Genomic DNA, 12,645 nt, shown 5'->3' with positions numbered 1-12,645 from the left:
GCGCGAAGTAACATGTGTGGTGAAAGTCGACTCGCCGGAATCGGACTCCATCGTCATGCTCGACCCCGAGGTCTGCGAACGCGCCCGCATCGGTCGCGACCGTCGCTATGACGGCCGCTTCTTCTCCGGCGTACGCACCACCCGCATCTACTGTCGACCGGTCTGTCCGGTGCGGCCCGCCCAGGGCAAGAACGTCCAGTTCTATGCGACGGCCGCCGCAGCCGAGGTTGCCGGCTTCCGCCCGTGCCTGCGCTGTCGTCCCGAGGCGGCCCCCTTCTCGCCGGCGTGGCTGGGCTCACGCACGACTGTGCAGCGCGCCCTGCGGCTGATCCACGACGGCGCGCTCGACCAGGCGAGCGTCGACGATCTTGCCGAACGGCTCGGCATCGGCTCACGTCACCTCGACCGGCTGTTCCAGCGCCACCTCGGCGCCAGTCCGCTGCAGGTCGCGCGGACGCTGCGGGTCCAGCGGGCCAAGCGCCTGCTCGATCAGACCCGGCTGCCGATGCTGGAGATTGCGGCACGCGCCGGCTTCACGAGCCTGCGCCGCTTCAACACAGTGTTTGCCGAAGTCTACCGGCGAACGCCGAGCGACGTACGTCGGCTTGCGCCGAGGGTTGGTCAGGCGCCGAAAAAGAAAAGGCCCGGCTGATGCCGGGCCTCTCCATCGCAGAGCTTGTCTGCCCTACTTCTTCATTGGCGACGACTTGCCGTCCTTCCAGACGTAGATGTCGTAGACGGCGTCCTTGATGTCGCCCTTGGCGTCGAATTCGAGCACGCCGACGGCCGAGTCGAACTTGCCCGAGCGCAGCGCCGCGGCGACCTTGGCCGCCTCGGTCGATTTCGCCTTGTTGGCGGCATCGGCCCAGGCCTTCACGGCAGCGTAGCTGAACAGCGTGTAGCCCTCCGGATTGTACTTGGCGTCGCGGAACTTCTTCACGAGGGCGGCATTCTTGGGATCGTCCTCGGCCTTCGGCGGGAACGACATCATCACGCCGTTGGTCGCCGCACCGCCCAGCTGGGCGAACTCGGCGGTCTCCAGCGCGTCGAAGCCCATCATCGCCGCCGCCAGGCCCTGCTCACGCGCCTGCTTGATGATCAGCGCGCCCGCGGTGTGGTAGCCGCCCAGCACGATGATATCGATCTTCGCCTGCTTCATCTTGTTGATCAGCGCAGCGAAGTCCTTGTCGGTGTCGTTGTAGGCCTCGTACATGGTCTCGCGCAGGCCGCCCTTGTTCAGCGCCTTCTTGGTCTCGTCGGCCACGCCTTTGCCGTAGGGCGACTTGTCGTGGAGGATCGCGACCTTGGCGGTCTTGTGGTTCTTCAGGATGTAGTTGCCGACAGTCGTGCCCTGCACGTCGTCACGGCCGCAGGTGCGGAACACCGTGGTGTTGCCCTTGGAAGCGGCGTCATCCGTCAGCTTCGGGTTGGTCGAGGCCGGCGTGATCTGCAGGATCTTGCCTTCCTTGTAGATGTCCGAGGCGGGGATCGACGAGCCCGAGCAGAAATGCCCGGCCACGAACACGACCTTGTCCGAGACCATCTTGTTGGCGACCGCGGTCGCCTGCTTCGGGTCGCAGGCGTCGTCGCCGATCACCAGTTCGAGTTTCTGGCCGTTGACGCCGCCTGCGGCATTGATGTCCGCGACCGCCATCTCGGCGCCGCGCTTCAACTGCTCGCCGAACGCCGCATTCGCGCCGGTCATCGGGCCGGCCGAGCCGATCTTGATCTGGGCGAACGCGGGCGTCGCCATCAAGGCGACGGCTGCGACGGCCAGCGCGCCGTACATCTTCTTCATCCGGGTCTCCCTTGTCGTTGAGCCTCCTCCGCGCGTGCGGAGCATGAACTTACATTAGGGCCGCTCGTCCCAGCCCAGCAAGCCTTTGCGCCGGTAAAGCCAGGGATACTGGCGCACCATCTGGCGCGCCCGGGTGAGCCTGTAGGCAAAGGCCGCGATCGCCAATTGCACGGCCCAGCCCAGTGCAAAGCCCGCCAGCGACCACAGTTCCCCATTGGCCAGCGCGTAGTCGAGGAAGCGCAGGGTCGCCGACAGGAGCGCCGTGTAGAACACGATCTGCGGCCAGGGTCGCCAGGTGAGCGCCACGGCGTGCCCGGCGGCGAACGAGGCCGGCCCGATCAGGATGAGGTTGAACAGCACCACGTTGAACAGGGTGTCGCCGAACCAGTCGAACATGAAGGTGTCCAGCGGGCTCATGCGTGCCCCCCTTCCAGGTAGGCGGCGCGGACCTCTTGATTGGCCAGCAACTCCTTGCCACTGCCACTGAGGCGCACCCGTCCGTTGGCCAGAACGTAGCCGCGGTCCGCCAGGCGCAGCGCGTGAAAGGCGTTCTGCTCGACCAGGAAGATCGTGACCCCCTCCTCCCGCGCGATGCGGCCGATCGAGTCGAAGATCTGGCGCACGATCAGCGGTGCGAGGCCCAGCGACGGCTCGTCGAGCAGGAGGATGCGCGGCCGGCTCATCAGGGCGCGGCCGATCGCCAGCATCTGCTGTTCGCCGCCCGACAGGGTGCCGCCACGCTGGTCGCGCCGCTCGGCCAGCCGTGGGAACATCGCGAATACGCGGTCGATATCGGAGTTGAAGTTCGCCGGATCGGCGAGGATCGCGCCCATCTGCAGGTTCTCGTAAACACTCATGCGCGCGAAGATGCGCCGCCCCTCCGGCACCTGCGCCACGCCGCGCCGCACGATCTGGAAGGTCGGCAGCGCCGTGATGTCCTCGCCGTCGAGCAGGATCTTGCCGCTGCGCGCACGGGGATTGCCGCAGATCGTCATCAGCAGCGTCGACTTGCCCGCCCCGTTGGCGCCGATCAGCGTCACGATCTCGCCCTTCGCCACCTCGAGATCGACCCCGTGCAGGGCCTGGATGGCGCCATAGAAGGTTTCGACACCCCTCACCGAGAGGATCGAGGGCTCAGCCATCGATCGCCTCCTCGTCGGTGCCGAGATAGGCGCGGATCACCGCCGGGTCACTGCGCACCGCCAGCGGATCCCCCTCTGCGATCTTGCGGCCATAGTCGAGCACGACGATATGGTCGGAAATGTTCATCACGACGCTCATGTCGTGCTCGATCAGCAGCACGCCGATCCCGTCGCGATCGCGGATCGACACCAGCAGCTGGTTGAGTTCCGCCGATTCGCGCGGGTTGAGACCGGCCGCCGGCTCGTCGAGACACAGCAACACCGGCTCGGTACACATGGCCCGGGCGATCTCGAGGCGCCGCTGGGCTCCATAGGGCAGCTCGCCGGCCGGCCGGTCGGCATCAGCCACCAGGCCGATACGCTCCAGCCAGAGCCGCGCCAGTTCGACTGCGGCCGCCTCGGCACGCTGGAAGCTCGCGGCGCCGAGGAGACCGAGCAGACTCCAGCCCGAGGCGCGCATCAGCTTGTTGTGCTGCGCCACCATCAGGTTCTCGAGCACCGTCATGCCGGGAAACAGGCGGATGTTCTGGAAGGTGCGCGCCACCCTCGCCTTCTGGCCGATCTCGTGGCCGCGCATCCGCTCGAGCAGGAATTCCCCGCCGGCGCCGCGCAGGGTCAGCCGGCCGATCGTCGGCTTGTAGAAGCCGGTGATGCAGTTGAAGACCGTCGTCTTGCCGGCGCCGTTGGGGCCGATGACGGCGGTGATCGAATGCGACCGGGCGGTGAACGACACGTCGTCGATCGCGACCAGCCCGCCGAAGCGCATGGTGAGGTGCTCGACCTCGATAAGTGGCTCTGTGACTTGGGGTGCCGTCATCCGCCGCCCCCCGATCCGGCGGGATGCAACCTGATGGACGGCTCGCGATGGGAGACGAGGCCGCGTGGCTTGAACACCATGATCAGCACCATGGCGAGGCCGAAGGCCAGCATGCGGTAGTTACCGAGGTCGCGGAACCATTCGGGCAGGCCGATCAGCAGAACCGCCGCCAGCACCACGCCGATCTGGCTGCCCATGCCGCCCAGCACGACGATGGCCAGGATGATCGCCGACTCTATGAACACGAAGCTCTCGGGGCTGATGAAGCGTTGCTTGGCGGCAAAGAACGAGCCGGCAAAGCCCGCGAACATGGCGCCGATGGCGAAGGCCGTGAGCTTGGTGTTGGTCGGATTGATGCCGAGTGCCTGGCAGGCCGTCTCGTCCTCGCGCAGCGCCTCCCAGGCGCGGCCCACCGGCAGGCGCCGCATGCGCTGCGTGAAGAGGTTGGTGATCAGCGCCAGGCCGAGGATGATGTAGTACAGGAAGATCAGCCGGTGATTGCCGTTGAAGGCGATCCCCAGCATCTCCGAGACTGTCTGCTTGCCGGGCGGCGGCGTCTCGGCGAACACGGCGCCGAACAGGGTCGGCCCGGGGATCGAGCCGATGCCGGCCGGCCCGTTGGTCAGGTCGAACCAGTTGAGCAGCACGAGGCGGATGATCTCGCCGAAGCCCAGAGTCACGATGGCGAGATAGTCGCCGCGCAGACGCAGCACCGGGAAACCCAGCATGATGCCGAACAATGCCGCCATCATTCCGGCGAGCGGCAGCACCGTCCAGAAGCCCAGCCCGTACTGCGTACTGAGCAGCGCATAGGCATAGGCGCCGACCGCGTAGAAGGCGACGTAGCCCAGGTCGAGCAGGCCTGCGAGGCCGACCACGATGTTGAGCCCCCAGCCCAGCATCACGTAGGTCAGGATCAGCACGCCGAGATCCATCGTCTTCTGGTCGGCGAACGGCGAGAACGGCATCAGGACCGCCGCCGCCAGCAACAGCCAGCCGAACCACTTGGATCCGGCCTTGCCCAGAGCAACACCCGACGGCGTCCGCGACACCGCGCCGATGGCATCGTTGGCCCACGGCCAGATCGCGCGGATCACCAGCAGCACGCCGCCCAGCGCCACAAACCAGTGCAGGAAGCCGGACGGCAGCTTCATGGGCGAGGCTCCGGCCACGATCATCGCGACGCCCAGCACGATGGCGGGCCAGCGCAGGCCGTTGGCCGCCATCGAGAGGCCGAGCCGGCCGATGAAGATGACGACCACGGCCACCGCGAGATCGACGAGGTGATAGTCGAAGCCCAGGCCCTTCCCGCCGCCCAGGTCGACGGTGCGGAAGCCGACGATGAAGATGCCCAGCGCGGCCGCGACGAAGGCGGTGAGGCCCGCATCCTTCAACATGAGAGCGAGACGCGGGCCCATCCGTCAGACCTTCTCGATCTCCGGTTTGCCGAGCAGTCCGCTCGGCCGGAAGATCAGAACTAGGACGAGGATCGCGAAAGCCGCGACGTCCTTGTACTCGCTCGAGAAGTAGCCGGCCCAGAAGACCTCGATCAATCCGATCAGCAGCCCGCCCAACATGGCGCCCGGCAGCGAGCCGATGCCGCCCAGCACCGCCGCGGTGAAGGCCTTGATGCCGGCCAGGAAGCCGATGAAGAAGTCGATGACGCCATAGTACATCAGGAACAGCATGCCGGCGACGGCCGCGAGCGCCGCCCCCAGCACGAAGGTGAGCGATATGGTGCGGTCGACATTGACGCCCAGCAACGCCGCCATCTTCATGTCCTGTTCGCAGGCGCGCTGCTGGCGTCCCAGCGAGGTTTTCGCGATCACCCAGGTGAATCCCGCCATCAGTACGACCGTCACCAGCACGATGATGATCTGAAGCCAGGTGACGCGGACGTCGAAGCCGTCGGCGCTGAAGAGATTGAATCCGCCCGAGACGACCTGCCCGCCGGGTTTGGGCCGCGCCCCCTGGGCCAGCTGCACGTAGTTCTGGAGGGCGATCGACACGCCGATGGCGGAGATCAGCGGGGCCAGCCGGAACGAGCCTCTTAATGGTCGATAGGCCGTTCGTTCGATCGCCCAGCCGTAGACGGCCGAGAAGCACATGGCCAGCAGCAGCACCAGGACGATGGCGATGGGCGCGGAGCTGATGCCGAGGCTGCCGCAGATGATGAAGCCGATCAGCGAGATGAAGGCGCCGATCATGAACACTTCGCCATGCGCGAAGTTGATCATGCCGATGATCCCGTAGACCATCGTGTACCCGATGGCGATCAGCCCGTAGATGGCGCCCAGCGTGATTGCGTTGATCAGCTGTTGCGTGAAATACGCCATGCCTTGTTTCTGTCTCCCTGCCTTCGCGACCTAAGATGCTTTCTTGGGGACTGGCAAGCTCAAGATGGGCGGCCTGCAAATCGCGGACCACAATCGGGCGCAGGGGATGCACAGGCTCGGTCAGCCCCGCGCGGTCCCCGAATTGTCCCTTGCACTCCTCGGTACAAGTGCCGATTAAAGACGGCCATGGACACTCCTTCCTACGACGTGATCGTCATCGGCGCAGGCCCGGCCGGCCTCACCGCCGCCACCGAAGCCGCCCGCGCGGGCCTGAAGGCGCTCTGCCTCGACAAGCTCGCGCCCGGCGGCGAAATCATCAACCTGGGCCAGTTGCACGATTTCGAAGAGATCTTCGACGGCACCACGATGGCCGCGCGCCTCACCGACGATGCCGTCGTCGCCGGCGTCGAGATCGGCTTCGGCGAAGTCACGGCGATTTCCGGCAATGGACCCTTCGAGATCGAGACCGCCGAGGGCGAGCGCCATACGGCGCGATCCCTTGTCGTGGCCACCGGCATGAACAAGGGCAAGCTCGGCCTTCCCGGCGAGGAAGAATATGAAGGGCGTGGCCTGTCCCACTGCGCGAACTGCGACGGGCCGCTCTATGCCGGCCAGCCCGTGATCATCGCCGGCGCCACCGGCTGGGCGCCCTACGAGGCCGCCGTCCTCGTTGGCATCGCGGGCGACATCACCATGCTCGGCACTCCGAGCGACCCCGTCCCCGAAGGCGTCACGGCCCTGCCGGGCCGCATCGTCGGTCTCGAAGGCAGCAACGGGCTGGAGGCCGTCACGATCGAGAATAACGGCCAGCGAAACCGAATTCCGACCAATGCGGTGTTCGTTTACGAGGGCCGGTCTCCCGCTGCGGAATTCCTGCCGGATTCGCTTGCACGTGACGCCACGGGGCATATCGTTGTCGACGAAGCGGGCCAGACGGGCCAGCCGCTGGTGTTCGCCGCCGGCGACGTCAGGTCCGGTTCGAAGGAATATCTCGCCAACGCCATCGCGGACGGCCAACGCGCCGCCAAGTCGGTCGTCGCGGCGTTGAAAAAGTAGCGTGGAGGAAAACGAACATGCGTATCTTCAATCCAAGCTTCGGAATGGCCGCCGCCGGCCCAGCCAAGGTGACTTTGCAGCCCGTCAACTGGGCGACTGACGCTATTGCGCTGATCTCCAATTCCAAGCCGAACGCCCGTGAGTTGCTGGAAGGCGTCCGCGCCATGCTGGGCGCGCACCGTCCGGTGGACAACATCCACTTCCACGCCAAGAACAGTGCCAGCCAGCCGGCGCCGAAGGAACTGATCGAGAAGGTCGCCAAGAACTACAAGGCGGCACTCCTCGCCTTAGGAGATTGAGGAAGCTGTTCATCGTGGAGTTTCCACGACAGCCTCGAACTCGAGAAGCTCGGCATCACCGCCTACGTGATCGCCACTGAGACTTTCAAACCGCTGGTCCTCGCCCAGGCGAAGGCCCGCAAGGTCGAACCGCGCCTGATCGTGGTCAAGCATCCCGTCGGCGGCCTCAATGCCGAAGAACTGCGGGAACGCATCGAAGCAGCGACCAAGGGACTGACCGAGGCGACGACGAAATGAAGGACATCGCCGAACAGGAAGTGATCGACATCGGCGACATGGATGTCGAGGCCTTCAACGAGTACGCCAACGAACAGGGCTGGAGCGACGGCATGCCGCTGTTCGTGCCCAGCGAGGCCAAGGTGGCGAAGTTCGTCGAGACGGTGCGCGGCGACAACCGGCCCTATCCGCCGGTGCCGCCGCGCCAGATCGTCCCGACGCTGCAGGCGCTCGCCGCCAATGCCGTGATGGCGGGCTGCAAGCCGGAGTATTTCCCGGTCGTGACCGCCGCGCTGCGCGGCGTGCTCGACCCGGACTACAATCTGCACGGCACGCTTGCGACCACGCACTCCTGCGCCCCGATGGTCATGGTGAGCGGCCCGATCCGCCACGAGCTCAACATCAACTGCGGCACCAACTGCTTCGGCCAGGGCCGCCAGGCCAATGCCACGATCGGCCGCGCGCTCGGCCTGATGCTGCTGAACGTGGCCGGCGCCAAGCCCGGCGAGATGGACCGTTCGACCCAGGGCAATCCCGCCAAGTTCACCTTCTGCTTCGGCGAGAACGAGGAAGAGAACCCCTGGACGCCCTATCACGTGCAGCGCGGCTTCGCGCCCACGGATTCGGTCGTGACGGTGATGTCGGGCGAAGGCCCGCACAATCTCAACGACCACGGTTCGACCACGGGCGACGGACTGCTCACCACCTTTGCCGGCGGCATGTCCAATCCGGGCGCCAACACCGTGTACGGCAAGGGGCCGATGTTCCTCATCATCGGCCCCGAGCATGCGGCGACCCTGAAGCGTGATGGCTTCACGATCGAGAGCATCCGGGAGGAACTCTGGAAGCGTTCGCGGATCCACCTGTCGCGCATCTCCCGCGAGAACCTCGACACCTACGAGAGCACCGGCCACAAGCCCGACGGTGACTGGCTGACGATCGGCCGAGATCCGGGCGACATCCACATCACCGTGGCGGGCGGTCCGGGCAAGCATTCGGCCTTCATCCCGTCGTTCGGCGGCACCACCGTCGCCTGCACGCGCATCGCCCGATGAACGAGTGGTGCGGCTGGCCGGTCGTCGACGAGCAGGCGACCTGGGAGCGCGCACAGCAGATCCTGACGGAGGCCGAACTCTCGGATGGCCTCCCCCTGGTGCCGCCGACCCGGCGGCGCCTGGAAGAGATGGTCGCCGGCATCGGCGGCCGTTCGGAGTCGCAAGGCATGATGCCGCCGATGTTCGGCGACATCAGCCCCGAGAGCATCGCCTATCAATGCGTGATCGCAGGCTGCGTCCCGGCCGAACTGCCGGTCGTGCTCGCGGCGGCCACGGCCACGCTCGAGCCGGACTTCAATCTCCTCGGCATCGCCACAACCACCGGCAGCGCCGCCGTCGCGCTTTGCCTCCATGGCCCGATCGTGCAGCGGCTCGGCGTCAACGCGCTGACCAACGCCATCGGTCCCGGCAGCCGCGCCAATGCCTGCATCGGCCGCGCCCTGCAGCTCTGCCTGCGCAACATCGGCGGTGCGCGCTCGGACACGGGGGACATGGCGACCATGGGCCAGCCGGCCAAGTTCACGCTGTGCTTCGCCGAGAGGAACGAAGGTCCCTTCCCCTCCTTCACCGAGCGCCACGGGCTTGCGAAAGACGAAAGCGCCCTCACGGTGATGGGCATTTCGGGTACGGCCGAGGTGCTGCCCGGCGACGGCGAAGGCGCCACCCCCGAGGCGATCCTCGACCCGGTCGTCGCCGGCATGCGCGCCGAGATCGTGATGTCGGGCCAGAGCCGCAAGGGCGGGCGCGGCGAGCAGGTGCTTCTTCTGCCGCTCGAACTCGCCGAGAAGATCGCGCGACATGAGGGCTGGGACATCGGGCGGGTCCAGCAATACCTGTTCGACAAGGGCGGTGACGTCGCTTCGTCGCCCGAAGCGATCCATCCGATCGTCACCGGCGGCGCCGGCTACAAGATGGCCTATCTCCCGATCTGGGGCGGCGGCTCGCAGATGGTGTTGCGGAGGCTCTGACGCGGGTCACGCCCCCCGCTACCTCAGCAGCCTGCGCACGAGACCGTAGAACAGCCACATGCCGAAGCCCCAGAGTGCGTAGACGATGGGCACCACGACCACGCCCGGCAGGCGCCAGCCGCCGCCCACCGGCGCGCCCTTGATCGGCAGGACGACGAACCAATTCACGGCCAGGACCAGCGTGATCGCGAAGAGGATCCAGCCCAGGGCCCCGTTCAGCAGGCCGGGTAGGCGCGCGACCACGAGGGCGCCCAGGACGCCCCAAAGACCACCCCAGAACGCCAGCGAGACGATGGCCGGAACGCCCCACGGCGGGACCGGCCGCATGCTGTAGAGATTGGGACGTCCGAAGCCGAATTCAGCGGCGGCGTAGAACCCCCATTGGTGGAATACCAGCACGCTGAGCGCGCCGGCGACGAAGCCCGCGACCGCCATGCGCCAGAAATTGCCCGTCACGTCACTTCACTCCGGGAGGCCGCCGATCGCGCCACGGATGCGCCTGTTCGAGCTGCGCAGCCAGTGACAACAGCGTGGCCTCGGCGCCGTAGCGGGCGACGAAGTGCATGCCGATGGGCAGACCGTCGTCCGTCCATTCCAGCGGCACCGACATGGCCGGCACGCCGGCGGCATTGCAGACGGAGGTGAAGGCCACCATCGGCGCGAGCCCCTCCTCGTACTGCTCAAGGCTGCCATCCATGCGCACAGCGCCCAGCGGCAGCGACGGGCGCGCGATGGTCGGCGAGAGGAGAATGTCGAACTTCTCGAAGAAGGCGCCGAGCTGGCGTCCCGTGCGATGGAAGGTCTGGACGGCGCGGATATAGTCATGGGCGCTCACCTTGCCGCCCTGCTCCGCGTAGAGCCGCGTCACCGGTTCCAGGTCGCCGGGCCCGGGTATGCGGCCGTTGGCGCGGACCTGGATGTTGGTGAAGGTGTTGGCGCACATCACCGTGCCGAAGGCCATGCCGGTCGCCACGGGATCATAATCCGGCGTCGCCTCCTCGACGTGATGACCAAGCGCTTCCAGCCGCCTCGCCGTACGCTCGACGGCCGCGACCAGCGCCGGGTCCATCGACTCCCAGCCGACGGGCTTGCGGAGGAACGCGACGCGGAGCTTGCCCGGGGTTCGCCTGGTCGCGTCGAGGAACGATCCCTCGGCCTCGGGCGCGCGATAGGGATCTCCGGGTTCGCCGCCCGCCAGCGCATCGAGCAGCGCCGCGCTGTCGCGCACCGAGATCGAGACGCCGAGTTGGGCGCCCGCCCCGGCGAGGGTCTCTCCGATCGGCGCCAGGCTGATGCGGCCGCGTGAGGGCTTCAGGCCGAACAGCCCGCACAGGGAGGCCGGAATGCGGATGGAGCCGCCGCCATCGGTCGCATGCGCCATTGGCAGCAGCCGCGCCGCCACCACCGCCGCCGAGCCACCGGAAGAACCGCCCGGCGACAGGTCGGCACGCCATGGATTGACCGTCGCCTCGCCGAAGGCAGGCTCGGTCGTCGGCGCCAGGCCGAACTCGCTGGTGTTGCTGCGGCCGACGATCACCAGGCCGGCGCGGCGCAAACGCGTGACCGCCGCGCTGTCGTTCACCGCCACCGGCTCCTTGGAGAAGAAGCGCGAACCGACCGTGGTCGGCGTGCCGGCACAGTCGGCCATGAGCTGCTTCACGACGAAGGGAATGCCGTGGAACGGCCCCTCACCGGCCGCCGCGGCCGACCGTTCGAGCAGGTCGCCGTCGTAGAAATCCGTGATGGCCTTCAGATGGCCGTTGGCCTCGCGCAGCCGCGTCACGGTGGCGTCGAGCAGTTCCCGCGCGCCGACCTGCCGGCTGCGGACCAGCTCCGCAACGGCCAGTGCGTCATGGGAAGTGAACAGGTCTTCCAAGGGTTCAGTTCCGCCAACGCACGAGGTTCACCGCCACGAAGGCGTCGTCATGCAGCTCGGGATAGGTCGCATAGAGCCGGTCGATCCCCTCGCTCTGGCCGGGGCTGAGTTTTTCGTGAGGATCGAGGCATTCGATCGACTTCAGAAGTCCCTGCCGCCGCAGGATCTCGTGGCAGCCCGGAATGCAGCCCGCGAAATCGTGGTCGACGTCGAACACGACGCTGTTGCAGTCCGTCACGAAGGAATCGAGCGCCAGCACTTCGGGCGGGATCAAGCCGTTCGAGACCGAGAGCTTCAGCCGCTCCAGCATCTTCACCGCGCCGCGCGTCCAGACACTCCAGTGACCCAGCAGCCCGCCCTGGAAACGCAAGGTGACCTCACGATTGCCGGTGCGCACGACCATCGGCGTGACGAGATCGGCCACGATGTGATCGTCGTTGCCGGTGTAGAGCGTGATGCGATCCTCGGCGTGGGCGGCCGCAATGCCGAAGCAGACGTCGAGCGTCCGGTAGCGGTTGAACGGCGCCACCTTGATCGCCACGACGTTGTCGATTGCCGCGAAGCGCATCCAGAATTCACGCGACAGCTTGATGCCGCCCACGGCCGTCTGCAGGTAGAAGCCGATCAGCGGCATCTCCTTCGCGACCGCCGTGCAATGCTCGATCAGCTCGTCCTCGCTGGCCCCCTTCAGCGCCGCCAGCGACAGCAGCACCGCGTGATAGCCGAGCGACCGTGCCGTGCGCGCTTCCTCGACCGCCTGCGCCGTCCTGCCGACGGCGCCGGCAATCATGACCAGGGGCCGGTCGGTCCAGTCGCGCGCCGTCTCGATGGCGAGTTCGAGGACCGGGCGATAGAGCCCGACTTCGCGGATGGCGAACTGCGTCGAATGCACACCCACCGCCAGCCCGCCCGAACCGGCATCCAGGTAGTAGCGGCTCAAGGCTCGCTGCGACTGCCTGTCGAATTTGCGGTCGGTATCGAGCGCCAGCGGATGCGCGGGGATGACGGTGCCCTGCCGCAGCAGGGACAGGACCGGCGCCGGAAGATCGCGCCAGTGAAGGGCCTTGTCGGTGCTCATATCT

Annotated in this window: 15 protein-coding genes; 6 read left to right on the top strand and 9 right to left on the bottom strand. The window is 66.9% G+C overall.

Annotated features, from left to right (window positions below; all coding sequences use genetic code 11):
• Positions 1–55: 55 nt before the first annotated feature.
• Complete coding sequence (locus EPO41_RS11560; RefSeq protein WP_296325025.1) at positions 56–652, top strand: Ada metal-binding domain-containing protein; 597 nt, start codon at positions 56–58, stop codon at positions 650–652.
• 33 nt (positions 653–685) lie between these two features.
• Here the strand turns inward: EPO41_RS11560 and EPO41_RS11555 are convergent, their stop codons facing one another.
• The 6 genes from EPO41_RS11555 to EPO41_RS11530 are packed head-to-tail and all read right to left on the bottom strand — an operon-like array spanning position 686 to position 6,093.
• Entirely contained in the window at positions 686–1,798 is a 1,113-nt protein-coding gene (locus EPO41_RS11555) for a branched-chain amino acid ABC transporter substrate-binding protein (RefSeq protein WP_296324937.1), read from the bottom strand.
• A gap of 54 nt (positions 1,799–1,852) precedes the next feature.
• On the bottom strand, positions 1,853–2,215 hold the full coding sequence (locus EPO41_RS11550; protein WP_296324934.1) for a DUF6867 family protein: 363 nt from the start codon (positions 2,213–2,215) through the stop codon (positions 1,853–1,855).
• Positions 2,212–2,940 carry an ABC transporter ATP-binding protein gene (locus EPO41_RS11545; protein WP_296324931.1) on the bottom strand — a complete coding sequence of 243 codons (729 nt, stop codon included), beginning with the start codon at positions 2,938–2,940 and terminating at the stop codon, positions 2,212–2,214. Before EPO41_RS11545 ends, EPO41_RS11550 begins: the two co-directional genes overlap by 4 nt.
• The gene (locus EPO41_RS11540; protein ID WP_296324928.1) at positions 2,933–3,757 is read right to left on the bottom strand and encodes an ABC transporter ATP-binding protein; all 825 of its coding nucleotides are present in this window, start codon (positions 3,755–3,757) and stop codon (positions 2,933–2,935) included. Before EPO41_RS11540 ends, EPO41_RS11545 begins: the two co-directional genes overlap by 8 nt.
• Entirely contained in the window at positions 3,754–5,175 is a 1,422-nt protein-coding gene (gene livM / locus EPO41_RS11535; protein WP_296324927.1) for a high-affinity branched-chain amino acid ABC transporter permease LivM, read from the bottom strand. The genes EPO41_RS11540 and livM overlap by 4 nt, the downstream gene beginning before the upstream one ends.
• A 3-nt stretch (positions 5,176–5,178) precedes the next feature.
• Positions 5,179–6,093, bottom strand: coding sequence for a branched-chain amino acid ABC transporter permease LivH (locus EPO41_RS11530; RefSeq protein ID WP_296324924.1), 915 nt, complete (start codon positions 6,091–6,093; stop codon positions 5,179–5,181).
• A 186-nt stretch (positions 6,094–6,279) separates the two neighbouring features.
• Here EPO41_RS11530 and EPO41_RS11525 point away from each other — a divergent pair, with 186 nt between their 5' ends.
• The 5 genes from EPO41_RS11525 (at position 6,280) to EPO41_RS11505 (ending at position 9,687) form a co-directional block, all read left to right on the top strand.
• A complete protein-coding gene (locus EPO41_RS11525; RefSeq protein ID WP_296324922.1) occupies positions 6,280–7,149 on the top strand; it encodes an NAD(P)/FAD-dependent oxidoreductase in 870 nt (289 codons plus the stop codon).
• A gap of 17 nt (positions 7,150–7,166) precedes the next feature.
• Positions 7,167–7,448: a hypothetical protein gene (locus EPO41_RS11520; RefSeq protein WP_295136256.1), complete on the top strand. Its 282-nt coding sequence runs from the start codon at positions 7,167–7,169 to the stop codon at positions 7,446–7,448.
• A 66-nt stretch (positions 7,449–7,514) separates the two neighbouring features.
• Complete coding sequence (locus EPO41_RS11515) at positions 7,515–7,685, top strand: hypothetical protein (protein ID WP_296324919.1); 171 nt, start codon at positions 7,515–7,517, stop codon at positions 7,683–7,685.
• Entirely contained in the window at positions 7,682–8,719 is a 1,038-nt protein-coding gene (locus tag EPO41_RS11510; RefSeq protein WP_296324916.1) for a hypothetical protein, read from the top strand. Before EPO41_RS11515 ends, EPO41_RS11510 begins: the two co-directional genes overlap by 4 nt.
• Positions 8,716–9,687: a hypothetical protein gene (locus EPO41_RS11505; protein WP_296324913.1), complete on the top strand. Its 972-nt coding sequence runs from the start codon at positions 8,716–8,718 to the stop codon at positions 9,685–9,687. Before EPO41_RS11510 ends, EPO41_RS11505 begins: the two co-directional genes overlap by 4 nt.
• Positions 9,688–9,705: 18 nt before the next feature.
• Here EPO41_RS11505 and EPO41_RS11500 read toward each other — a convergent pair whose 3' ends face one another.
• From EPO41_RS11500 to EPO41_RS11490, 3 genes are read right to left on the bottom strand one after another with little or no spacing between them, the layout of a single operon-like run.
• Positions 9,706–10,143, bottom strand: coding sequence for a hypothetical protein (locus EPO41_RS11500; RefSeq protein ID WP_296324911.1), 438 nt, complete (start codon positions 10,141–10,143; stop codon positions 9,706–9,708).
• 1 nt (position 10,144) lies between these two features.
• Positions 10,145–11,563, bottom strand: coding sequence for an amidase (locus EPO41_RS11495; protein ID WP_296324908.1), 1,419 nt, complete (start codon positions 11,561–11,563; stop codon positions 10,145–10,147).
• Positions 11,564–11,567: 4 nt separating this feature from the next.
• Positions 11,568–12,641: a dihydrodipicolinate synthase family protein gene (locus EPO41_RS11490; protein WP_296324906.1), complete on the bottom strand. Its 1,074-nt coding sequence runs from the start codon at positions 12,639–12,641 to the stop codon at positions 11,568–11,570.
• Positions 12,642–12,645: the final 4 nt, after the last annotated feature.

This window comes from Reyranella sp. (genome assembly GCF_004297265.1).
Lineage (GTDB): Bacteria > Pseudomonadota > Alphaproteobacteria > Reyranellales > Reyranellaceae > Reyranella.
The sequence above is the reverse complement of the archived record's forward strand: the minus strand, read 5'-3'. Positions and strand labels throughout refer to the sequence as shown.